Genomic DNA, 23,866 nt, shown 5'->3' on the forward strand with positions numbered 1-23,866 from the left:
CATGACCAGTTCAGCCCATTCGTCCCGGATCGCTCGCGGCGGCAAGGCCATCTATGGCGCGCCGCTCGGCATTTTGATGTTGGAAGCGCGCTTCCCCCGCATTCCCGGCGACATGGGCAACGGCACGACCTGGCCGTTTCCGGTGCTCTATCGCGTGGTGAGCGGGGCGTCGCCGGAGAAGGTGGTGCTGAAGAGCGCGGCCGGCCTGCTGCCCGACTTCATCGACGCCGCCAAGGATCTGGTGCGGCTCGGGGCCGAGGCCATCACCACCAATTGCGGCTTCCTGTCGCTGTTCCAGAAGGAGATCGCCGCCGCCGTCGGTGTTCCCGTTGCCACCTCATCATTGATGCAGGTGCCATGGGTGCAGGCGACCCTGCCGCCGGGCAAACGTGTCGGTCTCGTCACGGTGTCGGGCTCGACCTTGACGCCGGCCCATCTCGAAGGCGCCGGCGTGCCGCTCGACACGCCGCTGGTCGGCACCGAGAACGGCAAAGAGTTTTTCCGCGTCCTGATCAAGGCCGAGAAGGAGGACATGGACATCGCGCTGGCCGAGCGCGACGTGGTCGAGGCCGGTAAGGAGCTCGTCGCCAAGAACCCCGATGTCGGCGCCATCGTGCTCGAATGCACCAACATGCCGCCTTATGCGGCAGCGCTTCAGGCCGAGATCGGGTTGCCGGTCTATGACATCTATTCCATGATCACCTGGTTTCACGCTGGACTACGACCGCGCGCCTTTGCATAAATGAAGCCTATGAAGAGCAATGTGGAATTGGCTTCCGACAGCATCGTCGATCGCGTCTATGAACAGCTCAAGGCGATGGCCGTGAGTTACGCGTTCAAGCCAGGTGAGCGGCTCAACGAGGGCGAGCTGGCCAAGCGCCTCGGCGTCAGCCGCACGCCGCTGCGCGAGGCGCTCAACCGCCTCAATACCGAGGGCTTCCTGCGCTTCACGCCCGGCAAGGGTTTCTTCTGCCGCGAGCTCGATGCGCACGAGATCTTCGATCTCTACGAGCTGCGCAAGTCGATCGAGGTCGCCTCGATCCGCCTCGCCATCAAGCGCGCCAAGGACGAGGATATCGATGCGCTGTTGAGATTCCTCGAAGCCACCGGCCCCGATCCCGGCGAGCGCTCCTCGCTGGAGCTGGTCGAGCTCGATGAGACCTTTCACGAGCGGCTGATGGCGATGTCCGACAATGCCGAGATGCTGCGCGTGCTGCGCAATGTCAACGCCCGCATCCGCTTCGTGCGCTGGATCGACATGGACCGCGCCAACCGCTCCAATACGCAAGGCGAGCACCGCGCCGTGGTCGTGGGCCTGAAGGCGCGCGACGAGGCGACTTGCGTCTCCGTGCTGGAAAAGCACATCGACCGCCGCCTCGACCGCATCACCGCTGCGATCAAGGAAGGTTACGCGCAAATCTACATGCCGGCGGCGCGGTCGTCGGCGAACTGACGCCTGAAACGGCGTTCTGCTTCCAGGAGGCCCTCACATGAAGCTCAAGGACAAGGTCGCCGCTATCACCGGTGCGGCTCGCGGCATCGGCAAAGCCTGTGCGAAGAGATTTTTGGACGACGGCGTCAAGGTCGTGATCTCGGACGTCGATGCCGAAGGCTTGGCTGCCACGGCCGCCGAGCTCGGGCGGCCGGATGCCCTGCGCAGCGTCGTCGGCAATGTCGCCAAGCGCGCCGATGTCGACCAGCTCGTCGCCACAGCCGTGAAGGAATTTGGCCGGCTCGACATCATGGTCAACAATGCCGGCGTCGCCCGGAACCGGGACATCCTCGACATCACCGAAGAGGAATTCGACGAGATCATCGGCATCAATCTGAAAGGCGCGTTCTTCGGTGTGCAGGCAGCTGCCAGGCAGATGATCGCGCAAGGCGGCGGCGGGGTCATCATCAACATGTCCTCGGTGAACGCGCTGCTGGCAATCCCGGCGCTGGCGACCTACGCGATGTCCAAGGGCGGCATGAAGCAGCTCACCTCGGTCGCCGCCGTCGCGCTCGCCCCGCACAACATCCGCGTCGTCGCGGTCGGACCGGGCACGATCCTGACCGACATGGTGGCGTCTTCGATCTACACCTCCGAAGACGCCCGCAAGACCGTGATGTCGCGCACGCCCGCGGGCCGCGGCGGCGAGCCGAGCGAGGTGGCGTCCGTCGTGGCGTTCCTCGCCAGCGACGATGCGTCCTATATCACTGGGCAGACGATCTATCCGGATGGCGGACGGCTGATCCTGAACTACACGGTGCCGGTGAAGGAGAACTAGAGGGCGGCGGGGTCTCATTCGCTGCCATCGCCCGCTACACACTCACTGTCATCGCCCGCGAAGGCGGGCGATCCAGTACTCCGTAACGGCAGTGATAGAGCCGATAGGCTGCGGCGTACCGGATGCCCCGCTTTCGCGGAGCATGACAGCGGTGGTCGTCTTGGGCTAAGTGCCCCTCACTCCGCCGCGATCGTCATTCCATAACCAAGCCGTTTCGAGATGCCCCCCGCGCAGTCGCGCAGCGCATGCGCGATCGGGCTGTCCCAGCGCGCATCGAACGTTCCTTCCGGTCCCATCGCGGTGATGACCAGCGCGACATGGCCGGAATGATCGAATACGGGGGCCGAGAATGCGTTGACACCGGGCAGGGGATCGCCGAGTGCGCGGGCGAGGCCATGCTTGCGCACCTCGGCGAGCATCTCGGCAACCTTTGCGCCCTTCACGGCGCGTTTCGGGTTGTAGCCGACGCCATGACGATCGAGGCCGCTCTCGAGCGCGGCGTTGATCGTCTTCTCCGGCAGGAACGCCGCGAAGGCACGCCCCGTCGCGGTCTCTAGCAGGGCCATCACCGAACCGGCGCGCATGACGATGTGGACCGGCTGGGCCGGCTCTTCGAGCTGGACCACGGTCGGGCCGTGCGTGCCCCACACCGCGAGCGAGACCGCATGTCCGATCTGGCTCGCGAGCGCAGCGATCTTCGGCCTTGCGATGTGCACGCCGGAGAGCCGGCGCAGGCTGATCAGGCCGAGCTCCAGCGCCAGCGCGCCGATCTCGTAGCGGCCGGTGGTCTCGTCCTGCTCGATCAGCCCGATGCGGGAGAAGCTGGCGAGATAGGGATGCGCCTTGGCCGGCGTCATGCCGGCCTCGCGTGCGAGATCGCGCAGCATCATCGGCTCGCCGCTGCGGGCGAGCGCGCGGAGCAATTCTCCGCCGACCTCGATGGATTGGATGCCGCGGCTTTCTCTCTTCATGCGCCTCCCGGCGTTCCGTTTACGCCGCGTCGCGCTTGGCGGCGCTGTCGGCGAGATGACGTCCGGCAATGTAGCCGAAGGTCAGCGCCGGCCCAAGCGTGATGCCGGCACCCGGATAGTTGCCGCCCATGATGCTTGCCATGTCGTTGCCGGCGGCATAGAGGCCTGGAATGACCCGGCCCTCGGCGTCAAGCGCGCGCGCGTTCGCATCGGTGACGATGCCGGCATAGGTGCCTAGATCGCCGATCACCATCTTGATGGCATAAAACGGCCCGTTCTCGATCGGCGCGACGCAAGGGTTGGGGCCATGCAGTGCATCGCCCTGGTAGCGATTATAGGCCTTCGAGCCCTTGCCGAAAGCGGCATCGTAACCTTGCGGCGCCGTGGCATTGAACTGCCTGACGGTCTCGACCAATGCTCCGGCATCGATGCCGGCCTTCGCCGCGAGCGCCTCCAGCGTGTCGCCGCGCATGAGGTAGCCGGTATCGAGATGATGACCGAGCGGCATCGGAAAGGGCGGCACGCAGCCGAGGCCGTATGTCCGGAGGGTCTTGTGATCGCAGAGGAGATAGGCGGCGATCTCCTCTCCGGGCTTTGCGGCCTTGATCATGGCCTGGACGAAGTCGTGGTAGGAATTGCCTTCATTGGTAAAGCGCTTGCCGTCGCGCATCACCGCGATCACGCCGGGTTTGGCACGATCGATGAAATGCGGCATCACGCCCTTCGAGCCGTCCTTGCGCGTGGTCAGCGACACCGGGACCCAGGCCGCAGCGTTCGGCAGGCGATCCTCGATACGGCCGCCGGCGCCCTCCGCAAGCCGCAGGCCGTCGCCGGTGTTGCCCGTTGGGCCGGGCGAATAATGCTCAACGCCGGTCGGTGCGTGCGGAAACATCTTCCTGCGCCGCTCGACGTCATGGGGAAAGCCGCCGCAGGCGAGCACGACGCCCTGACGTGCGCGGACACGCACCTCGCGTCCCTCGCGCGAGACGATGGCGCCGGTCACGGTGCCGTTCTCGACCGTCAGCTCGCGCACAGGCGAGGACAGCCACATCGGAATCTTCAGGTCGAGCGCAGACTTTGCGAGGCGCCCGGCGAGTGCATTGCCGTTGGTGAGCGTCATGCCGCGGCCATGCCGCAGCACGTCCATGAAATGCCGCGACAGCCGCTTGGCGACATAGACCGCCGAGGTCAGCGACTTCGTCACCCGCATGAAATGGATGATCTCCTTGCCGCTTCCCAGCATCATGCCGAACACGGTCAGCTCGGGCAGCGGCATGCCGAGTGACTTGATGAGGTCGCCGAGCTCGCGGCCGTCGAACGGCCGCGTCACCATGGAGCGGCCGCCCTGCGCGCCGCCGGGCGCTTCGGCGTGATAGTCGGGAAACACCAGCGGCATGTCGAAGCGCAACGCCGTCTTGGTGGTGAAGAAATCGACTGCCTCGGGGCCGGCCGAGAGGAATGCATCGACACGGGCCGCATCGTAATTGTTGCCGGCTTCGTGCCGCAGGTAAGTGCGGGCCTGGTCCGGCGTCTCCTCGATGCCATAGGCCTTCGCCAGCGAAGTACCGGGAATCCAGAGCCAGCCGCCGGAGCGCGCGGTGGTGCCGCCGAAGCGCGGCTCCTTCTCGACGATCAGCACGTCGAGGCCGCGATATCGCGCGGTGATCGCGGCCGACATGCCGGAGCAACCCGATCCGGCGACGAGCACGTCGCACTCGTAAGTCTCAATTGCGCTATGCTCGTTGCCGGTCATCGTTCACCTCACTTCTTCAAGAGCGGACATTTGGACTCGGAGACCGGGCGGAAGGCGTCCTCGCCCTTCACGGTCTTGACGATATCCAGATAGTCCCACGGCTCCTTGGACTGCGCGGGCGTCTTTACCTTGGCCAGATACATGTCGCGGATAACGCGACCATCCTCGCGCAACTTGCCGCCATGGACGAAGATATCCTCGATCGGCAGCTCGCGCATCTTGGCCATCACCTTGGCGGAATCGTCCGTGCCGGCCGCCTTGATGGCCTTCAGGTAATGCAGCACCGAGCCGTAGACGCCGGTCTGGATCATGGTCGGCATCACCTTGGTGCGCTCGTAGAACTTCTTGGACCAGGCCCGCGTCGCCTCGTCCATGTTCCAATAGGAAGCCGTGGTCATGTAGGTGCCCTGTGCGGCTTTGAGGCCGATGGCGTGCACGTCGGTGTCGAACATCAACAGGCCGACCAGCTTCTGGCCGCCCTGGACCAGGCCGAACTCGCCGGACTGCTTGATGGCATTGTCGGTGTCCTGGCCGGCATTGGCGAAGGCGACGACGTCGGATTTCGAGCTCTGCGCCTGCAGCGCGAAGGAGGAGAAGTCCGCGGTGTTGGTCGGATGCTTGACGCCGCCGAGCACCTCGCCGCCCATCTCGTTGATGAAGCGCGTGGCGTCCTTCTCGAGCTGCTGGCCGAAAGCATAATCGGCCGTGATGAAGTACCAGGACTTGCCGCCTTCCTTGATCACGGCGGAGGCCGTCACCTTCGACAGCGCGTAAGTGTCGTAGGTGAAGTGCACGGTGTTGGGGCTGCAGAGCTCGTCGGTCAGCGAGCTTGCGCCGGGACCGGAGAGCAGGGCGATCTTATTGCGCTCGCGCACCATGTTGTGCACGGCGATGGCGATGCCGGAATTGGGGATGTCGACGACGGCGTCGACCTTGCCATTGTCGAACCAGCCGCGCACGATCTGCACGCCCACATCGGTCTTCATCTGGTGGTCGGCGCTGACGATCTCGATCGGCTTGCCGAGCACGGTGGGCCCGAATTCCTCCACCGCCATCTTGGCCGCCTCAACGGAGCCCGGGCCAGAGTTGTCGCGGCCCCAGCTCGACAGATCCGTCAGCACGCCGATCCGCACGACGTCATCGGAGATTTGCGCGGTCGCTGCTGTGGTCATGGCAGCCGAAGTCATGCCGGCGAGCATGGCGCAGGCCAGAAGCCCTCTCATCGTTGTTTCCTCTCTGTTATTGGCCGCAAGGCGGCTGGTCGCTCGGAAGGTAAATTAGATATGAGCGAATGAATTTGTCAATGACGAATATGGCGTTAGGTTTTAGTGAACCCAACGACCGTCATTGCGAGCGTAGCGAAGCAATCAAGGATCTCTCCGCGGACTGGATTGCTTCGTCGCAAAGGCTCCTCGCAATGACGCGGTGAGACTGCAGCGCTCAATTGGGCGTGGCCGGCGGACTGAAAAATTTTCTTGCCGCCCCCTTGAAAGCGTTTTCCGGTTTTCTAAGTCGTTTTTCGCCGCGAGAGCGGTGTGCCGGATGCCAGATTGGGTCCGGTACGGGCGCCGGGCCGGTCTTCGGACCCCGTCTGATACCCAGTCTCGCGCTCCTTCGTATCCATCTTGCTCTCAGGAGGACTTGGTTATGAGGACCAGTTTCGACTTCGCGCCGCTGTGGCGCTCCACCATCGGCTTCGACCATCTGGCCGACCTCGTCGACAGCACGCTACGCCAGGCGACCGAGGACAATTATCCCCCCTACAACATCGAACGCTCGGGTGAGGACCATTACCGGATCAGCCTTGCAGTGGCGGGCTTTGGCGCCAACGATATCACGGTGACGGCCGAACAGAACGCGCTCACGATCGAGGGCAGGAAACCCGAGACCGCTGCGCGGGAATATCTGTACCAGGGCATCGCCGCGCGACCGTTCCGGCGTGTGTTCAACCTTGCTGACTATGTCCAGGTGAAGCAGGCCTCCTTCCAGGACGGCCTCTTGATCATCGACCTCGTCCGCGAGGTTCCGGAAGCGATGAAGCCGCGCCGGATTCCGATCTCGGGTGCCGCGCCTGCGGCTTCCCAGATCGAGCAGAAGAAAGCGGCCTAAGCGCTCGAGCAACCGAGAGGGCGGAGCGCGGCGCGCCGATGCGTGGGCCGCGCTCCCCGGTGCATGGAGGAGAGAACCATGGGTTTTCGTGATCTCATTCCCTGGTCAGGGAAACAGGAGCTTGGACCTGCGCGCGACAATTTCGACCCGTTCCTGACGCTTCATCGCGAGATGAACCGTCTGTTCGACGACGTCTTCCGCGGCTTCGGGCCGACCAGCCTGTCGCCGCTGATGGAAGGCCGCTTCGGCTGGCCCAAGGTCGAGCTCAGCGAAACTGATAAGACGCTGACCGTCTCGGCCGAGCTTCCGGGCCTCACCGATAAGGACGTCCAGCTCGAGATTGCCAACGGCGTGCTGACGCTCCGCGGCGAGAAGAAGGCGGAGCGCAACGGCGAAGGCAGGTATTTTACCGAGCGATATTACGGCGCCTTCGAGCGGCAGATTCCGCTGGATGGCGTCGAGGAGGACAAGGCCGAGGCATCGTTCAAGAACGGCGTTCTGACCGTGTCGCTGCCGAAATCCGAGAAGGCGCGCGAAGGCGTCAAGCGCATCGCGATCAACACGCACTGACATCGAGCGGGACGGCGGCGATCGTCGCCGCCGCCCCGTCATCATCAAACCCGTCCCTTGGAAAGGAGCATGAGGGGAGGCACCATCGATGACCAACGTGAACACCAATGCCGGCACTCTCAACCCGCTGTTTCACCCCGCGGCCCATTACGATTCGCCCACCGATGTCCTGGCTGCTGAGGAACTCTCGACGCCGGAGAAGCGCATCATCCTGTCGTCCTGGGCGTCCGACATGTACGCGGTTGAATCCTGTCCCGGCTTGCGCGAGATCCCCGGGATGAGCCGGACGGTCCGGCTCGCCGACATCCTCGCCGCGCTGCGCAAGCTCGACGGTGACAACGACAATGACGACCCGCCGCGTGGTGGCGGCGTGCCGATGCGGTTGCGGCGGCCCTGGGCCGCCGCCGAGGGGCGAAGCGCATGATGCTCACGCAGACCGTTCTGGGGCTGGTGCTGCTCGGCCAGGTCTCGGCAGCCTTCGCTGTTCCCTTTCTTTCCATGAGCGGTCTCGTCGGCGCACCGCGCGACTGAGGCCACAGAGTTCTCCATTCACATCCCGGTTTAGCGGCAGGTGACCAAGATGAATGTTGCGCGTTTGCTTTCGCTGGCGCTGCTGGTGCTCGCGCTCACGTCATCGCAGCCCGCCGCTGGCCAAATCCCGGATCTGAAGACCGGCGGCTCGGTGCCGACCCTTGCGCCGCTGGTGCGCCGGGTCACACCCGCCGTGGTCAACATTTCCGTGCACGGCCGCGTGCGCGAAGACAATCCGCTCTACCGCGACCCGTTGTTCCGCGAATTCTTCGATGTTCCCCGGCAGATCGAAAAGGAGGTCAACGCGACCGGCTCCGGCGTGATCGTCGATGCCGAGCGCGGTTACGTGCTGACCAACAACCATGTGGTCGAAGGCACCTCCACGGTCCAGATCACGACCAAGGACAGCCGGCAGTTTTCCGCCAAAGTGGTCGGGCGCGATCCGCCGACCGACGTTGCCGTGCTGCAGATTCAAAATCCTGCCGGCCTCAAGGCGCTTCCCTTCGGCGACAGCGATGCGCTCGACGTCGGCGATTTCGTGCTTGCGATCGGCAATCCCTTCGGCCTCGGCCAGACCGTGACCTCAGGTCTGGTCAGTGCGCTGGGACGAACCGGGCTCGGCAAGCAGGGCTATGAGGATTTCATCCAGACCGATGCTGCGATCAATCCGGGCAATTCCGGCGGCGCGCTGGTAAGCCTGCGCGGCGAGCTGGTCGGCATCAACTCGGCCATCATCTCGCCTGCCGGCGGCAATGTTGGCATCGGCTTCGCGATTCCCGTCAACATGGCGCGCAGGGTGATGGAGCAGATCATCGCCAATGGCCGCGTCGAGCGCGGCCGCATCGGGGTTTCGCTGAAGGAGCTGCATCCGTCGATCAACAAGGGGCTGACTCAGGGCGCCGTCATCGCGGAGATTGCGGCGAATTCGCCGGCGGAACAGGCGGGGCTCCGCAAGGGAGATATCATCACGCAGGCCGACGACCGCCCGATCCGCACCGCGGCCCAGCTCCGCAACACGATCGGCCTCGCGCGCATCGGCGAGGAGGTGAAGCTCAGCTTGCTGCGCAATGGCGCCCCGCTCACCGCCGTGGTGAGAGTTGCGCCCGCGCCGGAAACAAGCAGTGCCGTCGCCGGAGGCAATCGGTTGGTCCGCTAGCCGGTTCGCAGCACGGGGGCACCTCGCTCGTCGCGCTGATCCATGTTGCTGGCACACCAAATATCGATTATCAGCCGGATCGGCGCGCATGACGCTGCCCAAGCAAAGGCAAAGGGAGCACCCGAGATGACCTCACCCACGCGACGAGATCTGCTTGCAGCCGCCGCGGCGGCAGGCGCCGTTTCAATGACCGAGGTCGCACCGGCCGCAGCGCAGGCCGGCCCCAAGCCGCTCTTTCCGGTGCCGATGGTCACGATTCCAATCGTCGGCGCGACGGAGGTGTTTCAGGTCCGGCGCATCTACTGCATCGGGCGCAACTACGCGGCACATGCAATCGAGCGCGGCTCCGATCCGAACCGCGAGCCGCCGTTCTTCTTCCAGAAGCCGACGGACGCGATCCAGAACGTCGCGATCGGCGAGGTCGCCGACCATCCCTATCCGTCACTGACCAAGAACTATCATCACGAGGTCGAGCTGGTTGCCGCGCTGAAGTCCGGCGGCACCAATATCCCGGTCGATAAGGCGCTCGATCACGTCTACGGTTACGCGCTCGGTCTCGACATGACCCGGCGCGATCTCCAGAACGGCATGGCCGCGGAGAAGAAGCCCTGGGAGATCGGCAAGAGTTTTGACCACGCCGCGGTGCTCGGCCCGATTCATCCGGCCAGCAAGACCGGCCATTTCGAGAAGGGGGCGATCTCGCTGGCGGTCAACGGCACCGTCAGGCAGAGCTCGGATCTCAGCAAGATGATCTGGAGCGTGGCCGAGCAGATCGCAAAACTGTCGGAGGCGTTCGAATTGAAGGCCGGCGACATCATCTATTCCGGCACGCCGGAGAATGTCGGCCCGGTGGTGAAGGGCGACGTGCTGCTGTGCAAGCTCGAGGGCTTGCCGGACATGTCGATCAAGATCGTTTAGCTGGCGGCGCGGCGGAGCGATCGCACGCACTCTCCGCATCGTCATGCCCGGGCCTTCGCCTCCGCCTGCCGGCTTCGGCCCCGCGGGCGGGACAAGCCCGGGCATGACGAGCTCTCGTGACGGTCCGACTGTGGCAACGTTTGGCTCGTTTGGACGGTGCCGGCATCGTCGCTTCGCGGGCGGTTCCGCCGGCCGATTGCCATTTGTTGGCCGGCAAGCGAACCTCGTGTGGCCATATTTGAGAACGAGTGATTTCCCGTGAGGGAGGCACTCCGATGACCAAGGCTCTGATCACTGCTGTCGCAATGCTGGCTTGTGTGCCCGTGAGCGCGGTTGCGCAGGAGCGCGCGGGCGATGCAGCGCTCGGCGCGGTGTCTGGCGCGGTCGTGCTGGGGCCGGTGGGGGCGGTCGCCGGAGCCTTGATCGGTTATACGGCCGGACCTTCGATCGCCCGCTCGTGGGGCATGCGGGGGGCGCAGTCGGCAACGCACCGGGCGCCGCCCCGCCGGGCGGCCAGGAGCCCGACGCGCACGCGCCAGGCCATGGATGCCAGCGGCGAGATGAGAGCTGCCGGCAATCCGGCCCCACCGGTTCAAGCCGCGCCTGCCGTGCCGGCGCAGAGCGCGCCGCCGCCCGTACAGGGTTTCGACTAAAGCATTTTCGGTTCTGATTGAATCAGAACCGAAGCTCTCGATCCTTGTTTTGGCGCGTTTCCTTCACGCGAACCGGTGTCCACTTCGCTCGAAGACGCTCCAAAGTCGCGGCGTCACGCCGACGGCTTCGGCCGCAGCCGCTCGACGGTCCGCGCAATCAGCGCCGCGACGTCCGCGACCTTGGGGCCGATGCGGAACTCGGGGCCGGCGACGACGACCGAGAGGCGGCGGTCGCCGATCGGCAAGGGGATCGCGACGCCGGCAAGGTCGCGGCTGTAGTCGCCAAAGCTCTGGCAGTAACCGCGCGCGATCGAGTTGCGCAGCTCGGTCTCCACCGCCTCGATGCTGATCGGCGTCGACGGGCCGTATTGCTTGAATTCGATCTTGCGATAGACGGAGTCGCGCTCTTCTTGAGAATATTGCAGCAGCAGCGCGCGGCCGCTGGCGGTCGCGTGGATCGGCACGCGGTGACCGACGGTCGCGAAATAGCGGATCGCGGCAGCGGATTCGACGACGTCGATGAACACGGCCATCACGCCGGCCGGCGCCACGATCGAAGCGGTCTCGCCGGTCTCGGCGGAGAGATCGCTGACCAGCTGATGCGTCCACGGCGGCAGCGGCTCGACTTCCGAGATCATCCGCGCCATGGCGAGCCAGCGCGGCGTCGGATAGAAGCCGGCGCGCGGTCGTGGCTCATAGAGATAGCCCTTCTCCGACAGCGTCGCGAGCAGGTTGAAGGTCGAGGAGCGCGGCCAGCCGAAATGATCGGCGATCTCTGCAAGCGTCGCCGGCTTCCTCGCTTGCGCGAAGAACTCCATGATCTCCAGGACGTTTGCGGCTTGGCGAACGATCATGGCGGGCTTTGCGTCCTGCTTCCTAGGGCTGGCCGAGGATCTTCTTCGCGGCGCGAAGGTGCGGCTTGTCGATCATCTGGCCGTCGAGCCGCAGCGTGCCGGAATTGGGATTGCTCGCGAACGCCGCGATCACCTTCTCCGCCCAGCTCCGCTCGGCGTCCGTCGGCTCGAACGCCGCGTTGACGATGTCGACATGCTTGGGATGGATCAGCGCCTTGGCGGAAAAGCCGTCGCGGCGCGCGGCGCGCGTCTCCTGCTCGAGGCCGGCGAGATTGTCGATGTCGGTGTAGACCGTGTCGATCGGGGCAACCTCGGCCGCGGCCGCCGCCATCAGGCACAGATCGCGCGCGAGGCGGTAGGGGCTGTGGAACACGCCGCCGGACGCCTTTTCGGTGGCGCCGAGCGAGGCGGAGAGATCTTCAGCGCCCCACATCAGGCCGGCAAGGCGGGGGGAGCAGCCCTTGTAGCTGCCGAGGCCGAAGATCGAGCCCGCGGTCTCCGTCGCCACGCAGACGATGCGGGTCGTGCCGACCGCGATGCCGGCCGCGGCTTCCAAGGCTTCGAGCCAGGTCGCGACCTGGCGCACGTCGTCGCCACGTTGGGATTTTGGCAGCACGATGCCGTCCGGCTTGCCGGGCAACACTGCGGCGAGATCGGCCAGTGTCATGCCGGTGTCGAGCGCGTTGACGCGAACATAGAGCTGGTGCGGGCCGGGGCGGCTCTTCAGCATCGAGAGCGTCAGCCCGCGCGCCTCCGCCTTCTTCTCGGTGACGACGGAATCTTCGAGGTCGATGATCAGCGCGTCGGCCTTGCCTTCGCTCGCCTTCTCGAATTTGCGCGGGGAATCGCCCGGCACGAACAGCATCGAACGCATCAGACCGGCCTCTTGTGCATCATCGCCATGCGGCGGCATTTGCCGACGATCTCGTCGTTCTGGTTCAAGGCATGGTGCTCGAACTCGACGATGCCCGCCCGCGGGCGCGATTTGGATTCCCTCAACGAAAGCACCTTCGTCGTCGCCCGCAAGGTGTCGCCATGGAAGACCGGCTTTGGAAACGTGACGTCGGTCATGCCGAGATTGGCGACGGTGGTGCCCAAGGTCGTATCATAGACCGTCATGCCGATCATGATGCCGAGGGTGTAAAGGCTGTTGAAAATGCGCTGGCCGAACTCGGTCTTTGCGGAGAAATGCGCGTCGATATGCAGCGGCTGCGGATTGAGGGTCAGCAGGCTGAACATGGTGTTGTCCATCTCCGTGACGGTCCGGGTCAGCGGATGCCTGAACTCCTGGCCCACGGAAAAGTCTTCGAAATAAAGTCCGGCCATCGCGGTTTCCTCCCTTTGTCTCGTGCGATTTGGCCAGCGCACGCGCTCAAGGCGGCGCTGCCAGGTGAACTGCCTTCTGCTCTGCGAGCTGGTCGATTTCGTCGGTCGAGAAACCGGCCTCGTGCAGGATGTCGCGGCCATGCTGGCCGAGCGTCGGTGCCGGGCCGGCGGCTTCCGGCTGCGTCACGCTCCAGGTGGAGGGTACGCGCATCTGGCGGATGCGACCTTCCACGGGGTGATCCACCATCCGGAAGAAACCGGTCGCATTGAGATGCGGATCGTCCAGGATCGTTTCCAGCGTATGCATCGGCATCACCGGAATGTCGGCGCGCTCGAGGAGCTCGCGCCATTCCGCGGTGGTGCGTGTTGCGAAGATGTGGCCGATCTCCTCGTAGATCTCGTCGATATGCCTGGTGCGCGCGGCGTGGTTGGCGAAGCGCGGCTGATCGAGGAATTCCGGCTGCCCGATCGCCTCGAAGAAGCTGCGCCAGTGCTTGTCGTTGTAGATGAGCACGCAGAGATGGCCATCGCTGGTCTTGTAGGGGCGGCGATAGCGCGACAGCAGGCGGGCATAGCCGCCATGGTCGAGCGGCGGGTCATAGGTCAGCCCGCCCAGATGATCGACCAGCACGAACTCCGTCATCGATTCGAACATCGGCACGTCGATGCGCTGGCCGGTGCCGGTGCGCTGCTGGTGCATCAGCCCGCCCAGAATCGCGTTGACCATCATCAACCCGACGATGCGGTCGGCGATGGTGACCGGAACGTAGCGTGGCGTGCCGTCGCCGGCGGCGGCGAGTAACGTCGGAATGGTCGCCGCGCCCTGGATCAGGTCGTCATAGGCGGGCTTTGCGGCGTAGGGACCGGACTGGCCGTAGCCGAACGCGCCGACATAGACGAGCGCAGGATTGATCGCCGCCAGCGTCTCATAGTCGAGCCCGAGCCGCGCCATCGCCTGCGGGCGCACATTGTAGACCAGTGCGTTGGCGCGCTTCGCCAGCCGCAGCAGCGCCTCGCGGCCTTCCGTCCTCTTGAGATCGAGCACGATGCTGCGCTTGCCGCGATTGGCATTGAGGAACATCCCGCCCATGCCGGGCGTGCGGCCGGGACCGATCTGGCGAACGATGTCACCCTCGGGGCTTTCGACCTTGATGACGTCGGCCCCCATGTCCGCCAGCACCTGCGTGCCATAGGGGCCCATCAGCACGGAGGTCAGGTCGAGAATGGTGAAGCCGGCGAGCGGTCCCATGAGGCCCTCTGTGGGAGTTCATATATGTGGAGTTAGAGTTCAGAAATCAGCGGTGTCAATTCGCGAGCGTCTCCAGCCGAGGCATCGGCCTATGCAGAGTTCATATACTTGACAGATAAATTCACATATATGTACATCCTCATCAAGCAAGAAGTGAAGCCGGACCGGTTGGCAGTGATCGGCTGTCGCCTCGGCGTGAGGGCGCGTCAGGGAGAAAGCGAATGAAGAGGATTTGGATCTGGGCGGCCGCGGCGCTGGCACTCTCGCTGCCGGTCTCGATTCGGCCGGCGCAGGCGCTGGAGCTGAAGGTCGCCGATAGCTTCCCCGCAGATCACTATCTTGTGCGCCTGATGCTGAAGCCTTGGATGGACGACGTCACCAAGCGCACCAATGGCGGCGTGACCTTCACCCATTATCCGAACCAGCAGATCGGCAAGGCCATCGACATGCTGCGGCTGACCCAGTCCGGCGTGGTCGACATCGGCTACATCGGGCCGTCCTATGTCTCGGACAAGATGCCGCTGTCCGAGGTCGCGCAATTGCCGGGCGCGTTCCAGACCAGTTGCCAGGGCACGCTCGCTTATTGGAAGGCGGCACGGGAAGGCGTCCTCGCCAGCCGCGAATATGCGCCCAACAAGATCAAGCTGCTGATGGCCGTGGTGCTGCCGCCCTATCAGGTGTGGACGGCCAAGCAGAAGGTCGAGACGATCAAGGACATGCAGGGTTTGAAGCTGCGCACCACCGGCGGCGCGCAGGATCTGACGGTGCGCACGCTCGGCGCGGTGCCGGTGCGCATGGCGGCGCCCGACGCCTATGAGTCGCTGTCGCGCGGCACCATGGACGGGCTGCTCTTCCCGATGGACAGCGTCGCTGCCTACGGCCTGGACAAGCTCGTCAAATACGCGACCGAAGGCGTCAGCTTCGGCAGCTTCATCGTTGCCTACTCGATCAATCAATCGGTCTGGGACAAGCTGCCCGACGACGTGAAGAAGGCGATGGACGCGGCGTCGGAAGCGATCACGCCCAAGGCCTGCGCCGACGTCGACAAGGAGCAGGAGGTCACGCGGCAGAAGATGAAGGACCAGGGCATCAGCTTCACCGCGCTCCCCGATGCCACGCGCGCCGAAATGAAGCAGAAGCTCAAGGGCGTCGCGCAGGAATGGGCGACGGCGCTGGACGGCCGCGGCAAGCAGGCTTCTGCAGCGCTGAAGGAGTTCGAAGATCTGCTCGCAGCTGCCGGGGCGAAATAGCGGCACGATTGCAGCGAAACGGGAGGGCCAGGGATGATCAAGCGGGCAACGGATGTGCTCGGCGTGCTGGAGCGCGCGCTGACGGTGATCGCTGCGGTCGCTCTCTTTGCGATCATGGCGCTGGTCGTGGCCGACGTCTTCATGCGTTACGTCATGAACAGCCCATTCTCCTTCACCTACGACCTGATCGGGCTGTATCTCCTGGCCGCCGTCTTCTTCCTGACCTTGTCCGATACCTTGCGGGTTCACGCGCATGTCGGCGTGGACATCCTGCTCTCGCGCTTTCCGCCGGTGGGCCGGCGCCTGTCGGAGATCGTCACCGCACTCACCGGCTTGTTCGTCTTCGTCCTGATCTGCAAGGTCGGGTTCGAGCGCGCGCTGGAGAACTACGAGCAGCACGACGTGCTGGCCGGCGCCATTGCGTGGCCGACCTGGATTTCGGCCGCGCTGGTGCCGTTCGGCTGCGGCGTGCTCGTGCTGCGGCTGGCGCTGCAGCTTGTTGGAAACGTGCTCAGCCTCGTCTCCGGACGTGACCTGTTTCCCTTGCCGCCTGTCAACGAGACCGGCGAAGCCCACTCCTTCGAATAACGGCGGCAGCGATGACAGTCATTCTCGTGCTTGGATTGCTTTTTGTCCTGCTGGCGATCGGCACGCCGGTCGGCTTTGCCATGGGATTTGCCGGCTCGGTCGGCCTGCTGATGGTCGGCGGCACCGGCACGCTGTTCGGTATTCTGCAGACGGCGCCACTCTCCACGGTCTCGTCCTATGAATTGATCACGATCCCGATGTTCCTGCTGATGGCAGATCTCGTGCTGCTGTCCGGCGTCGCCGACGACATGTTCAAGGCAGCATCGGCCTGGGTCGGCCGCATCCCCGGCGGGCTCGGCATGGCAACCGCGCTTGCCGGCGCTGGGTTTGGTGCGATCTGCGGCACCTCGACGGCATCGGCCGCGACGCTGTCGTCGACCAGCCTGCCAGCGATGATCCGGCAGGGCTATGAGCCGAAGATGGCGGCCGGCGTCGTCGCGATCTCGGGGACGCTGGCGATGTTGATCCCGCCCAGCGTGGCGCTGGTGATCTTCGGCCTGCTCGCGGAGGTCAATATCGGGCAGCTCCTGATCGGCGGCATCATTCCAGCGGCGCTGGTGACCGCCACGATCATGGCGACGATCTATTTCCTGGTCTGGCAGGATCCCTCGCGCGCCCCTCGGGTCGAGCCGGTCTCATGGCGGGAACGGTTCGCGTTGTTGTGGCAGGTCGGCCCGATGGCGCTGCTGTTCTCGCTCGTCACCGGCACCATCTATCTCGGCGTGGCGACGCCGACCGAGGCCTCGGCCCTTGGCGCGGCGGGTGCGCTGGCCCTTGCCATCGCCAAGGGCAGGGTCACACCCGGCTCGCTCTACAAGGCGCTGCTCAGCGCCTGCCACGGCACCTGCATGATCGTGACGATCCTCGTCGGTGCCTCGATCTTCGGCTACTTCTTCACGCTCACCCACGTCACGCAGGATCTCGTCGCCTGGATCGGATCTCTGCAGACCTCGCGCTGGGTGATCATCACGCTGATCCTGTTCGGCTATATCGTGCTCGGCTCCTTCATGGACCAGATCGCGATCCTGGTGCTGACCGTGCCGATCGTGCTGCCGCTGATCAAGACGCTCGGCTTCGATCCGATCTGGTTCGGTGTCATCAAGATCGTCACCGCCGAGGTCGGCATGATCACGCCGCCCGTCGGGCTGAATTGCTTCATCGTCGCCCGTTACGCCAAGCGGCCGGTGGCGGAAGTGTTTCACGGCACCTTCCCGCATTTCATTGCGCATCTGATCGCGATCGCGCTTTTGGTGGCGTTTCCGTCTATCATTCTTTGGCTGCCTTCGCAGATGGGGCGCTAGGATCGGAGCTGGCGGCTCCCAAGAAGGAGATCAAGAACATGGACTTCGCGCTCACCGATCAACAGGAAGCCATTCGCGACGCCATCGCCAAGATTTGCGAAGGTTTTCCAGATGCCTATTGGCTCAAGAAGGACCACGACGGCGGCTTCCCGCACGACTTTCACAAGGCGCTTGCCGATGCCGGCTGGCTCGGCATCTGCGTGCCGGAGGAATATGGCGGCTCCGGCCTCGGCATCACCGAAGCTGCGATCATGATGCGCACCATCGCGGAATCAGGCGCCGGCATGTCCGGCGCCTCCGCGGTGCACATCAACGTGTTCGGCCTCAACCCCGTCGTCGTGTTCGGCACCGAGGAGCAGCGCAAGCGCATGCTGCCGCCGATGATCGAGGGCCGCGAGAAGGCCTGCTTTGCCGTCACCGAGCCGAACACCGGCCTCAACACCACGCAGCTCAAGACCCGCGCGGTCGCCAAGAACGACCGCTACATCGTCAACGGCCAGAAAGTGTGGATCTCGACCGCGCAGGTCGCGCACAAGATCCTGCTGCTGGCGCGCACCACGCCGCTGGAGGAGGTGCGCTCGCCGACCCACGGCCTCAGCCTGTTCTACACCGATTTCGACCGCACCAAGATCAAGGTCCACGAGATCGAGAAGATGGGCCGCAAGATCGTCGATTCCAACGAGCTGTTCTTCGAGGATTTTGAAATTCCGATGGAGGATCGGATCGGCGAGGAAGGCAAGGGCTTCCAGTACATTCTCGAAGGCATGAATCCGGAGCGCATCCTGATCGCGGCCGAGGCGGTCGGTCTGGGCAAGCTCGCGCTGTCGCGTGCGACCGAATACGCCAAGACACGCACCGTGTTCAATCGTCCGATCGGCAAGAACCAGGGCATCCAGCACCCGCTCGCGGTGAACTGGGTCGAGCTCGAGGCCGCCTGGCTGATGGTGATGTCGGCGGCCTGGCAATATGACAAGGGCATGCCCTGCGGCGCTGCGGCCAATGCCGCGAAATACCTCGCGGGCGAGGCCGGCTTCTCGGCCTGCGAGCAGGCTGTGATGACCCATGGCGGCTTCGGCTATGCCAAGGAGTTTCACGTCGAGCGCTACTTGCGCGAGGTGCTGATCCCGCGCATCGCGCCGGTCAGCCCGCAGCTGGCGCTCAGCTTCATTGCCGAAAAGGTGCTTGGCCTCGCCAAATCGTATTAATCTTCCTGTGCACGGGTCGGCAGGAACGCCATGAACCTCGCTCACCACCTCCTGCGCGCCGCCAAGGCCAATTCATCGGCGCCGGCACTGTTGAAGGGGTTGACGCCGGTCGCCGACTACGGCTCGCTCGCCGCGAGCGTGGCCTCGCTGGCTGCGTCGCTGCGGCAGCGCTTGGGTCTTGCCAAAGGCGACCGCGTCGCGCTGCTGATGAAGAACGTGCCCGATTACGTCGCTTGCCTCTACGCCTGCTGGCATGCCGGGCTGGTCGCCGTGCCCATCAACGCCAAGCTGCATCCGCGCGAGGTCGCGTTCATCCTCGACAATTCGGGTGCCGCACTCGTCTTCGTGACCGAAGACATGGCGAATGTCGCGTCGGAGGCGCTGGCGCTCGGCACCGCCAAGCCACGGATCATCGAAATCGGATCGGCCGAGCACCGCGGGCTCGGGAAGGCCGACGCCATTGCCATCGCCGATGTCGCGATCACCGATCCGGCCTGGATCTTCTACACCAGCGGCACGACCGGCAGGCCCAAGGGCGCCGTGCTCAGCCATCGCAATTTGCTGGCGATGTCGCTGAACTATCTCGCCGAGGTCAATCCGATCGTGCCTGGCGAGGCGCTGCTGCACGCCGCGCCGATGTCGCACGGCTCCGGCCTTTACATGGTGCCGCATGTGCTCGGCATGGGCGCGCAGATCATTCCGGAGAGCGGCCGCTTCGAGCCGGATGAGATTCTTGAGTTGACGGAAAGGCGCGACGGCATCTCCTTCTTCGCCGCGCCGACCATGGTGCGCCGCCTGACCGTCGCCGCCGAAGCTGCGGGCGCCACGGCGCCGGGGCTGAAGACCATCATCTATGGCGGCGGCCCGATGTATGTCGCCGATTGCAAGGCGGCGCTCGACGCGTTCGGCCCGAAGCTGGTCCAGATCTACGGTCAGGGCGAGACGCCGATGACCATCACCTATCTGCCGAGGTCGATGCATGTCGAGGTCGGGCATCCGCGCTATGAGGAGCGCCTCGCCTCGGTCGGCATCGCCCAAGGCGTCGTGCAGGTGCGCACGGTGGACGAGACGGGACGCGATGTTGCGGCGGATCAGATCGGCGAGATCGTCGTGCGCGGCGATACCGTGATGTCCGGTTACTGGCAGAACCCGGACGCCACCGCGAACACGTTGCGTGACGGCTGGCTCTATACCGGCGACATGGGCACCTTTGACGCCGATGGCTTCCTCACACTGAAGGACCGCTCCAAGGACGTCATCATCTCCGGCGGCACCAACATCTATCCGCGCGAGGTCGAGGAGGTGTTGCTGCGGCATGAGTCCGTCGCCGAAGTCTCCGTGATTGGTCGGCCGCATCCGGAATGGGGCGAGGAGGTCGTGGCCGTCGTCGTTCCCGCTGCCGACAGGGCAGTCACGCGAAATGAGCTCGATCAGGTCTGCCATGCATGGATCGCGCGCTACAAGCGGCCGAAGCATTATTACCTCATGACAGAGCTGCCCAAGAACAGCTACGGCAAGATCGTGAAGACCGAACTGCGCGCGCTGCTCGGCGCATCCTCCACGCGCCTTTCGCCGATGGATTGACGCGGCCATGCCCGAGCATGCGCCGATCGATTTCTCCTCCCTGATCCGCGAAGCGGATCTCGTGGTGTGCGGGCAGGCGACGGCGGAGCCGGTCACGCTGACGGAAGCGCTGATGGCGCAGGCCGGGCATTTGCCATCGTTCCGCATGATGGTCGGACCGATCTTTTCGGACACGTTCCCCGCCGCCAGCGCCCCCAACGTGACGTTCCAGAGCTACGGAGTGATCGGCAATGCACGGCGGCTTGCCAGGGCCGGGCGGCTAGACGTAATTCCAAGCAATTACAGCGCCTTCTGCGCCGATTTCGCGGCGCACCGCCACAGGGCTGATGTCGTTCTGGTGCAGCTTGCGCAAGCCGGCGACGGCCGCTTGAGCGCAAGCCTCTCCAACGACTACGTCATCGACGCGGCGCGCGGCGCGCGTCTCGTCATCGCCGAGATCAATCCGGATGCGCCGTTCACGTTTGGCGCGGAATGGCCGGACGAGGTGCCGCTCCATGTGCGCGTGACCGCGCGCCGGCCACCCGTCGAGCTGGCCGCGACGCCGCCCGATGACGTCTCCCGGCGCATTGCTGCGCATGCGGCGAGCCTGATCGCCGACGGCAGCACCCTTCAATTCGGTGTCGGGCGGATTCCGGACGCGATTCTCTCGTCGCTGTCGCATCTGCGCGATCTCGGCGTCCATTCCGGCCTGATCAACGATGCGGTCGTCGATCTGATCGAGCGCGGCGCGGTGACGAATGCGAAGAAAGGGATCGATGCCGGGCTCACCGTCACCAACCAGGTGATTGGCACACGACGGCTCTATCGTTTTGTCCATGAGAACAGGACCGTTTCGGTGCGGCCGACCTCCTACACGCACGGCCAGAAGGTGCTGGCGCGGATCAATCGGCTCGTCGCGATCAACGCGGCGCTTCAGGTCGGGCTCGACGGCAGCGTCAATTCCGAGACGTTGAATGGCGTTGCGATTGGCGCAATCGGCGGGCAGCTCGACTTCGTGCGTGGAGCCAATGCCTGTCCCGGAGGGCGAGCGATCATCGCCCTGCCGGCGACGGCGTCCGACGGGACCAGCCGGATCGTCGCCCATGTCGAGGCGGTGACGACGCCGCGCGCCGATGTCGATGCGATCGTCACCGAATGGGGCATCGCGGAGTTGCGCGGCTGTGGCCTCTCCGAGCGCGCGCGCCGCATGATCGCGATCGCCGCGCCCGAGCATCGTGATGCCCTGTCGGCCCGTCTCCGCGCGATGTAAATTCAGCGCTGGACGAGGTCCGCCTCTTCGGAAGCGATCCGTTCCATCGCCATCGCGCGGAGCTTGGCGCGCTGTATCTTCACGCCGTTGGCGCTGTCGGTGACGGGAAAGGAATCCACCACATAGATTCGCGCCGGCACCTTGTAGCCAGCCAGCCGGTCGCGCAGCCGTGCGATCACCGCCTCCTGTGCCGGCGGCTCCCCGGCCGGGATCACGAAGGCGACGCAGCGTGCCTGGCCCTTCAGATCGACCGCAACCACCTGGGCGTCGGCCACGCCGGGATAGGATTTGAGCTCGTCCTCGATCTCGCCGGGCGCGACCAGGAAGCCGCCGAGCCGCATGGCGTCGCCGGCGCGCGTCTCGTAGACGAAGGAGCCGTCGCCGCGCAGCCGGCCGATGTCGCCGGTGCGGAAGAACCCGTCCGCAGTGATCGCGTCGCGCGTCGCCTCTTGATTGTTGAAATAGCCGAGGAAGCGTGACGGCGCGCTGATCTCGATCTCGCCGGAAATGCCGAACGACGCCAGCTCGCCGGTTTCGGTGTCGCGCACGCGCACCTGCGCATCGGGCGACATCGGCCAGCCGCCGCCCTCGATGCGGTCAGAAAAGGCGTCACTGGTGCGTGCGATCGAGAACAAGGCTTGCACCTCGCTCGACCCGTAGAGGCCGTACAGCGGCAGGCCGCGCGCCTCGGCCTCCGCGGCAAGCTCGCGCCAGCCGGGCTGGAACGCGGCGAAGCCGCAGACCTCAAGATGCGGGAACGGGCGTGGCGCATCGGTGAGGGCGAGGATGCGGCGGAACATCTCGTCGGAGCCGAACGCGTGCGTGATCCTGTGCTGGACGAGCGTCTTCAGCGCCGGCGCCGCCTCGAAGGCGTCGAGCACGTGGACGGTCGCGCCCGCCGCGACGAAACCGAGCAGGCTCGTCATCCCGAAGGTGCCGCAGAACGGCAGCATGGCCAGCAGCGAATGACGTTGCGGATCAAGCCCAAGCGCCTTGGCGATGGCGACAGCGTGGCCCGCGAGCGTCCGCTGCGAATGCGCCACGAGCTTCGGTCCCTTGGTGGTGCCCGATGTCGTGTAAAGGAGGACCGGAAGGTCGATATCATCCTGCGCTGGCGGCGCCGGCGGATAGGGCTTGTCGAATGCATCGAAGCGCACGCAGGGCCAATGCGCCGGGATCGTGTCGGCTCCGACCACCGCGAGCGTCTGCAATGCGGGGACTTCATCCGTGGCGAGATCGGCGAGGATCGCGGCAAAATCGATCGAGCGGAAGATGGCCTCGACTACCATCAGCCTGGCGCCGGACAAACGAAGCAGATGTGCCACTTCCGCGCTGCGGTAGCGCGCATTGACGGCGGCGACGATCGCACCACGCCGGGCGGCGCCGAACAGCAGTGCGAGCCATTCGATCCGGTTGACCAGCCAGACCGCGATCACGTCGCCCTTGCCGATGCCTTGCGCCGCCAGCCAGGCCGCGGTCTGCTCGATCTTTCCTTCGAATTCGGCGCGCGAGACGGCGGTGCCGTCGCATACGAAGGCGGGATCGGCGGCGGCCTCGGTCCGGATCAGCGATTGCAGCGAGAACGCGTTGGCACTCATGGCAAGCGGAGTAACTCGATCGTGCAGATCTGTCTACTTGGTGCCGAACATCCGGTCGCCGGCATCGCCCAGGCCTGGCACGATGTAGCCGTGATCGTTGAGCCGCTCGTCGATCGCGGCGGTCCAGATCGGCACGTCGGGATGCTCGCTCCGGAATTGCGCGATGCCCTCGGGCGCGGCCAGAAGACAGACGAAGCGGATGTCGCGGGCGCCGCGCGCCTTGAGCAGGGAGGCGCCGGCGCAGGCCGAGTTGCCGGTCGCCAGCATCGGGTCCATCAGGATCACGGTGCGATCGGACAGGTCCTGCGGCGCCTTGAAGTAATATTCCACGGCCTGCAGCGTCTCGGGGTCGCGGTAGAGCCCGATATGGGCGATGCGCGCCGAGGGCATCAGCGCCAGCATGCCGTCGAGGAAGCCGACGCCGGCGCGCAGGATCGGCGCCAGCGTGAGCTTCTTGCCGGCGATCTTCGGCGCCTGCATCGCTGCGATCGGCGTCTCGATCTCGACCAGCTCCAACGGCAGGTCGCGCGTCACCTCGTAGCCGAGCAGCATCCCGATCTCGTTCAGGATCTCGCGGAAGCTCTTGGTCGAGCGGTCCTTCTCCCGCATCAGCGAGAGCTTGTGCTGGACCAGGGGGTGGACGACGACGTTGACATTGCCAGTGCTCATGAAACCGATCTACACGGTTCCCTGGAATTGCGCCAGATCGGCCGGGTCTTTTCCGCGCGGCC

The 23,866-nt window shown here is 65.1% G+C and carries 24 protein-coding genes; 15 read left to right on the forward strand and 9 right to left on the reverse strand.

Annotated features, from left to right (window positions below; all coding sequences use genetic code 11):
* The first annotated feature begins 1 nt into the window (after position 1).
* The 3 genes from P6U31_RS09025 to P6U31_RS09035 are packed head-to-tail and all read left to right on the forward strand — an operon-like array spanning position 2 to position 2,270.
* Entirely contained in the window at positions 2–742 is a 741-nt protein-coding gene (locus P6U31_RS09025; protein ID WP_407187851.1) for an aspartate/glutamate racemase family protein, read from the forward strand.
* A gap of 21 nt (positions 743–763) precedes the next feature.
* A complete protein-coding gene (locus tag P6U31_RS09030) occupies positions 764–1,453 on the forward strand; it encodes a GntR family transcriptional regulator (RefSeq protein WP_407187852.1) in 690 nt (229 codons plus the stop codon).
* A 37-nt stretch (positions 1,454–1,490) separates the two neighbouring features.
* Positions 1,491–2,270, forward strand: a complete 780-nt coding sequence (locus P6U31_RS09035) for an SDR family NAD(P)-dependent oxidoreductase (RefSeq protein WP_407187853.1) — start codon at positions 1,491–1,493, stop codon at positions 2,268–2,270.
* Between the two features lie 176 nt (positions 2,271–2,446).
* On the opposite strand, the gene P6U31_RS09040 is transcribed toward P6U31_RS09035, so the two are convergent.
* Genes P6U31_RS09040 through P6U31_RS09050 form a run of 3 tightly spaced genes read right to left on the reverse strand, consistent with a single transcriptional unit; the run spans position 2,447 to position 6,217 of the window.
* Positions 2,447–3,241: an IclR family transcriptional regulator gene (locus P6U31_RS09040; RefSeq protein WP_407187854.1), complete on the reverse strand. Its 795-nt coding sequence runs from the start codon at positions 3,239–3,241 to the stop codon at positions 2,447–2,449.
* A gap of 19 nt (positions 3,242–3,260) precedes the next feature.
* Entirely contained in the window at positions 3,261–4,994 is a 1,734-nt protein-coding gene (locus P6U31_RS09045) for an FAD-dependent oxidoreductase (protein ID WP_407187855.1), read from the reverse strand.
* Positions 4,995–5,002: 8 nt separating this feature from the next.
* Complete coding sequence (locus P6U31_RS09050) at positions 5,003–6,217, reverse strand: ABC transporter substrate-binding protein (RefSeq protein ID WP_407187856.1); 1,215 nt, start codon at positions 6,215–6,217, stop codon at positions 5,003–5,005.
* A 424-nt stretch (positions 6,218–6,641) separates the two neighbouring features.
* Here P6U31_RS09050 and P6U31_RS09055 point away from each other — a divergent pair, with 424 nt between their 5' ends.
* From P6U31_RS09055 to P6U31_RS09080, 6 genes are all read left to right on the forward strand, one after another.
* Positions 6,642–7,103, forward strand: coding sequence for an Hsp20 family protein (locus P6U31_RS09055; protein WP_407187857.1), 462 nt, complete (start codon positions 6,642–6,644; stop codon positions 7,101–7,103).
* 78 nt (positions 7,104–7,181) lie between these two features.
* Positions 7,182–7,673, forward strand: a complete 492-nt coding sequence (locus tag P6U31_RS09060) for an Hsp20/alpha crystallin family protein (protein ID WP_407187858.1) — start codon at positions 7,182–7,184, stop codon at positions 7,671–7,673.
* A gap of 88 nt (positions 7,674–7,761) precedes the next feature.
* Positions 7,762–8,097 (forward strand): hypothetical protein, encoded by a 336-nt coding sequence (locus P6U31_RS09065; protein ID WP_407187859.1) that lies wholly within the window; start codon positions 7,762–7,764, stop codon positions 8,095–8,097.
* Positions 8,098–8,253: 156 nt separating this feature from the next.
* Positions 8,254–9,360, forward strand: a complete 1,107-nt coding sequence (locus P6U31_RS09070) for a trypsin-like peptidase domain-containing protein (RefSeq protein WP_407187860.1) — start codon at positions 8,254–8,256, stop codon at positions 9,358–9,360.
* Positions 9,361–9,486: 126 nt separating this feature from the next.
* Positions 9,487–10,278: a fumarylacetoacetate hydrolase family protein gene (locus P6U31_RS09075; RefSeq protein WP_407187861.1), complete on the forward strand. Its 792-nt coding sequence runs from the start codon at positions 9,487–9,489 to the stop codon at positions 10,276–10,278.
* Positions 10,279–10,553: 275 nt separating this feature from the next.
* Positions 10,554–10,931, forward strand: coding sequence for a hypothetical protein (locus P6U31_RS09080; RefSeq protein WP_407187862.1), 378 nt, complete (start codon positions 10,554–10,556; stop codon positions 10,929–10,931).
* 113 nt (positions 10,932–11,044) lie between these two features.
* Here P6U31_RS09080 and P6U31_RS09085 read toward each other — a convergent pair whose 3' ends face one another.
* Genes P6U31_RS09085 through P6U31_RS09100 form a run of 4 tightly spaced genes read right to left on the reverse strand, consistent with a single transcriptional unit; the run spans position 11,045 to position 14,360 of the window.
* Positions 11,045–11,785 carry an IclR family transcriptional regulator gene (locus tag P6U31_RS09085; protein ID WP_407187863.1) on the reverse strand — a complete coding sequence of 247 codons (741 nt, stop codon included), beginning with the start codon at positions 11,783–11,785 and terminating at the stop codon, positions 11,045–11,047.
* A 22-nt stretch (positions 11,786–11,807) separates the two neighbouring features.
* The gene (locus tag P6U31_RS09090) at positions 11,808–12,659 is read right to left on the reverse strand and encodes an HpcH/HpaI aldolase/citrate lyase family protein (protein WP_407187864.1); all 852 of its coding nucleotides are present in this window, start codon (positions 12,657–12,659) and stop codon (positions 11,808–11,810) included.
* A complete protein-coding gene (locus tag P6U31_RS09095) occupies positions 12,659–13,111 on the reverse strand; it encodes a MaoC family dehydratase (RefSeq protein ID WP_407187865.1) in 453 nt (150 codons plus the stop codon). The genes P6U31_RS09090 and P6U31_RS09095 overlap by 1 nt, the downstream gene beginning before the upstream one ends.
* A gap of 46 nt (positions 13,112–13,157) precedes the next feature.
* Positions 13,158–14,360 (reverse strand): CaiB/BaiF CoA transferase family protein, encoded by a 1,203-nt coding sequence (locus P6U31_RS09100; protein WP_407187866.1) that lies wholly within the window; start codon positions 14,358–14,360, stop codon positions 13,158–13,160.
* 221 nt (positions 14,361–14,581) lie between these two features.
* Here P6U31_RS09100 and dctP point away from each other — a divergent pair, with 221 nt between their 5' ends.
* Genes dctP through P6U31_RS09130 form a run of 6 tightly spaced genes read left to right on the forward strand, consistent with a single transcriptional unit; the run spans position 14,582 to position 21,537 of the window.
* A complete protein-coding gene (gene dctP, locus P6U31_RS09105) occupies positions 14,582–15,610 on the forward strand; it encodes a TRAP transporter substrate-binding protein DctP (RefSeq protein ID WP_407187867.1) in 1,029 nt (342 codons plus the stop codon).
* Positions 15,611–15,643: 33 nt separating this feature from the next.
* Positions 15,644–16,198, forward strand: a complete 555-nt coding sequence (locus P6U31_RS09110) for a TRAP transporter small permease subunit (RefSeq protein WP_407187868.1) — start codon at positions 15,644–15,646, stop codon at positions 16,196–16,198.
* A gap of 11 nt (positions 16,199–16,209) precedes the next feature.
* On the forward strand, positions 16,210–17,499 hold the full coding sequence (locus tag P6U31_RS09115; protein ID WP_407187869.1) for a TRAP transporter large permease: 1,290 nt from the start codon (positions 16,210–16,212) through the stop codon (positions 17,497–17,499).
* A gap of 38 nt (positions 17,500–17,537) precedes the next feature.
* Positions 17,538–18,704 carry an acyl-CoA dehydrogenase family protein gene (locus P6U31_RS09120; RefSeq protein WP_407187870.1) on the forward strand — a complete coding sequence of 389 codons (1,167 nt, stop codon included), beginning with the start codon at positions 17,538–17,540 and terminating at the stop codon, positions 18,702–18,704.
* Between the two features lie 30 nt (positions 18,705–18,734).
* On the forward strand, positions 18,735–20,288 hold the full coding sequence (locus P6U31_RS09125; RefSeq protein ID WP_407187871.1) for a class I adenylate-forming enzyme family protein: 1,554 nt from the start codon (positions 18,735–18,737) through the stop codon (positions 20,286–20,288).
* Positions 20,289–20,295: 7 nt separating this feature from the next.
* Positions 20,296–21,537 carry an acetyl-CoA hydrolase/transferase family protein gene (locus P6U31_RS09130; RefSeq protein ID WP_407187872.1) on the forward strand — a complete coding sequence of 414 codons (1,242 nt, stop codon included), beginning with the start codon at positions 20,296–20,298 and terminating at the stop codon, positions 21,535–21,537.
* Between the two features lie 2 nt (positions 21,538–21,539).
* On the opposite strand, the gene P6U31_RS09135 is transcribed toward P6U31_RS09130, so the two are convergent.
* The gene (locus P6U31_RS09135; RefSeq protein WP_407187873.1) at positions 21,540–23,135 is read right to left on the reverse strand and encodes an AMP-binding protein; all 1,596 of its coding nucleotides are present in this window, start codon (positions 23,133–23,135) and stop codon (positions 21,540–21,542) included.
* A gap of 33 nt (positions 23,136–23,168) precedes the next feature.
* Positions 23,169–23,804: a uracil phosphoribosyltransferase gene (gene upp, locus P6U31_RS09140; RefSeq protein WP_407187874.1), complete on the reverse strand. Its 636-nt coding sequence runs from the start codon at positions 23,802–23,804 to the stop codon at positions 23,169–23,171.
* Positions 23,805–23,866: the final 62 nt, after the last annotated feature.

The organism is Bradyrhizobium centrosematis (assembly GCF_045571495.1).
In the GTDB taxonomy this organism is placed as follows: domain Bacteria; phylum Pseudomonadota; class Alphaproteobacteria; order Rhizobiales; family Xanthobacteraceae; genus Bradyrhizobium; species Bradyrhizobium centrosematis.

What these genes read in the sequence shown, in the direction of transcription:
- P6U31_RS09075 (WP_407187861.1), top strand. Translation starts at nt 9,487, where the DNA reads ATGACCTCACCCACGCGACGAGATCTGCTTGCAGCCGCCGCGGCGGCA.
- P6U31_RS09065 (WP_407187859.1), top strand. Translation starts at nt 7,762, where the DNA reads ATGACCAACGTGAACACCAATGCCGGCACTCTCAACCCGCTGTTTCAC.
- P6U31_RS09130 (WP_407187872.1), top strand. Translation starts at nt 20,296, where the DNA reads ATGCCCGAGCATGCGCCGATCGATTTCTCCTCCCTGATCCGCGAAGCG.
- P6U31_RS09070 (WP_407187860.1), top strand. Translation starts at nt 8,254, where the DNA reads ATGAATGTTGCGCGTTTGCTTTCGCTGGCGCTGCTGGTGCTCGCGCTC.
- P6U31_RS09040 (WP_407187854.1), bottom strand. Translation starts at nt 3,241, where the DNA reads ATGAAGAGAGAAAGCCGCGGCATCCAATCCATCGAGGTCGGCGGAGAA.
- P6U31_RS09035 (WP_407187853.1), top strand. Translation starts at nt 1,491, where the DNA reads ATGAAGCTCAAGGACAAGGTCGCCGCTATCACCGGTGCGGCTCGCGGC.
- upp (WP_407187874.1), bottom strand. Translation starts at nt 23,804, where the DNA reads ATGAGCACTGGCAATGTCAACGTCGTCGTCCACCCCCTGGTCCAGCAC.
- P6U31_RS09125 (WP_407187871.1), top strand. Translation starts at nt 18,735, where the DNA reads ATGAACCTCGCTCACCACCTCCTGCGCGCCGCCAAGGCCAATTCATCG.
- dctP (WP_407187867.1), top strand. Translation starts at nt 14,582, where the DNA reads ATGAAGAGGATTTGGATCTGGGCGGCCGCGGCGCTGGCACTCTCGCTG.
- P6U31_RS09080 (WP_407187862.1), top strand. Translation starts at nt 10,554, where the DNA reads ATGACCAAGGCTCTGATCACTGCTGTCGCAATGCTGGCTTGTGTGCCC.
- P6U31_RS09115 (WP_407187869.1), top strand. Translation starts at nt 16,210, where the DNA reads ATGACAGTCATTCTCGTGCTTGGATTGCTTTTTGTCCTGCTGGCGATC.
- P6U31_RS09060 (WP_407187858.1), top strand. Translation starts at nt 7,182, where the DNA reads ATGGGTTTTCGTGATCTCATTCCCTGGTCAGGGAAACAGGAGCTTGGA.
- P6U31_RS09085 (WP_407187863.1), bottom strand. Translation starts at nt 11,785, where the DNA reads ATGATCGTTCGCCAAGCCGCAAACGTCCTGGAGATCATGGAGTTCTTC.
- P6U31_RS09090 (WP_407187864.1), bottom strand. Translation starts at nt 12,659, where the DNA reads ATGCGTTCGATGCTGTTCGTGCCGGGCGATTCCCCGCGCAAATTCGAG.
- P6U31_RS09095 (WP_407187865.1), bottom strand. Translation starts at nt 13,111, where the DNA reads ATGGCCGGACTTTATTTCGAAGACTTTTCCGTGGGCCAGGAGTTCAGG.
- P6U31_RS09045 (WP_407187855.1), bottom strand. Translation starts at nt 4,994, where the DNA reads ATGACCGGCAACGAGCATAGCGCAATTGAGACTTACGAGTGCGACGTG.
- P6U31_RS09120 (WP_407187870.1), top strand. Translation starts at nt 17,538, where the DNA reads ATGGACTTCGCGCTCACCGATCAACAGGAAGCCATTCGCGACGCCATC.
- P6U31_RS09135 (WP_407187873.1), bottom strand. Translation starts at nt 23,135, where the DNA reads ATGAGTGCCAACGCGTTCTCGCTGCAATCGCTGATCCGGACCGAGGCC.
- P6U31_RS09055 (WP_407187857.1), top strand. Translation starts at nt 6,642, where the DNA reads ATGAGGACCAGTTTCGACTTCGCGCCGCTGTGGCGCTCCACCATCGGC.
- P6U31_RS09110 (WP_407187868.1), top strand. Translation starts at nt 15,644, where the DNA reads ATGATCAAGCGGGCAACGGATGTGCTCGGCGTGCTGGAGCGCGCGCTG.
- P6U31_RS09100 (WP_407187866.1), bottom strand. Translation starts at nt 14,360, where the DNA reads ATGGGACCGCTCGCCGGCTTCACCATTCTCGACCTGACCTCCGTGCTG.
- P6U31_RS09050 (WP_407187856.1), bottom strand. Translation starts at nt 6,217, where the DNA reads ATGAGAGGGCTTCTGGCCTGCGCCATGCTCGCCGGCATGACTTCGGCT.
- P6U31_RS09025 (WP_407187851.1), top strand. Translation starts at nt 2, where the DNA reads ATGACCAGTTCAGCCCATTCGTCCCGGATCGCTCGCGGCGGCAAGGCC.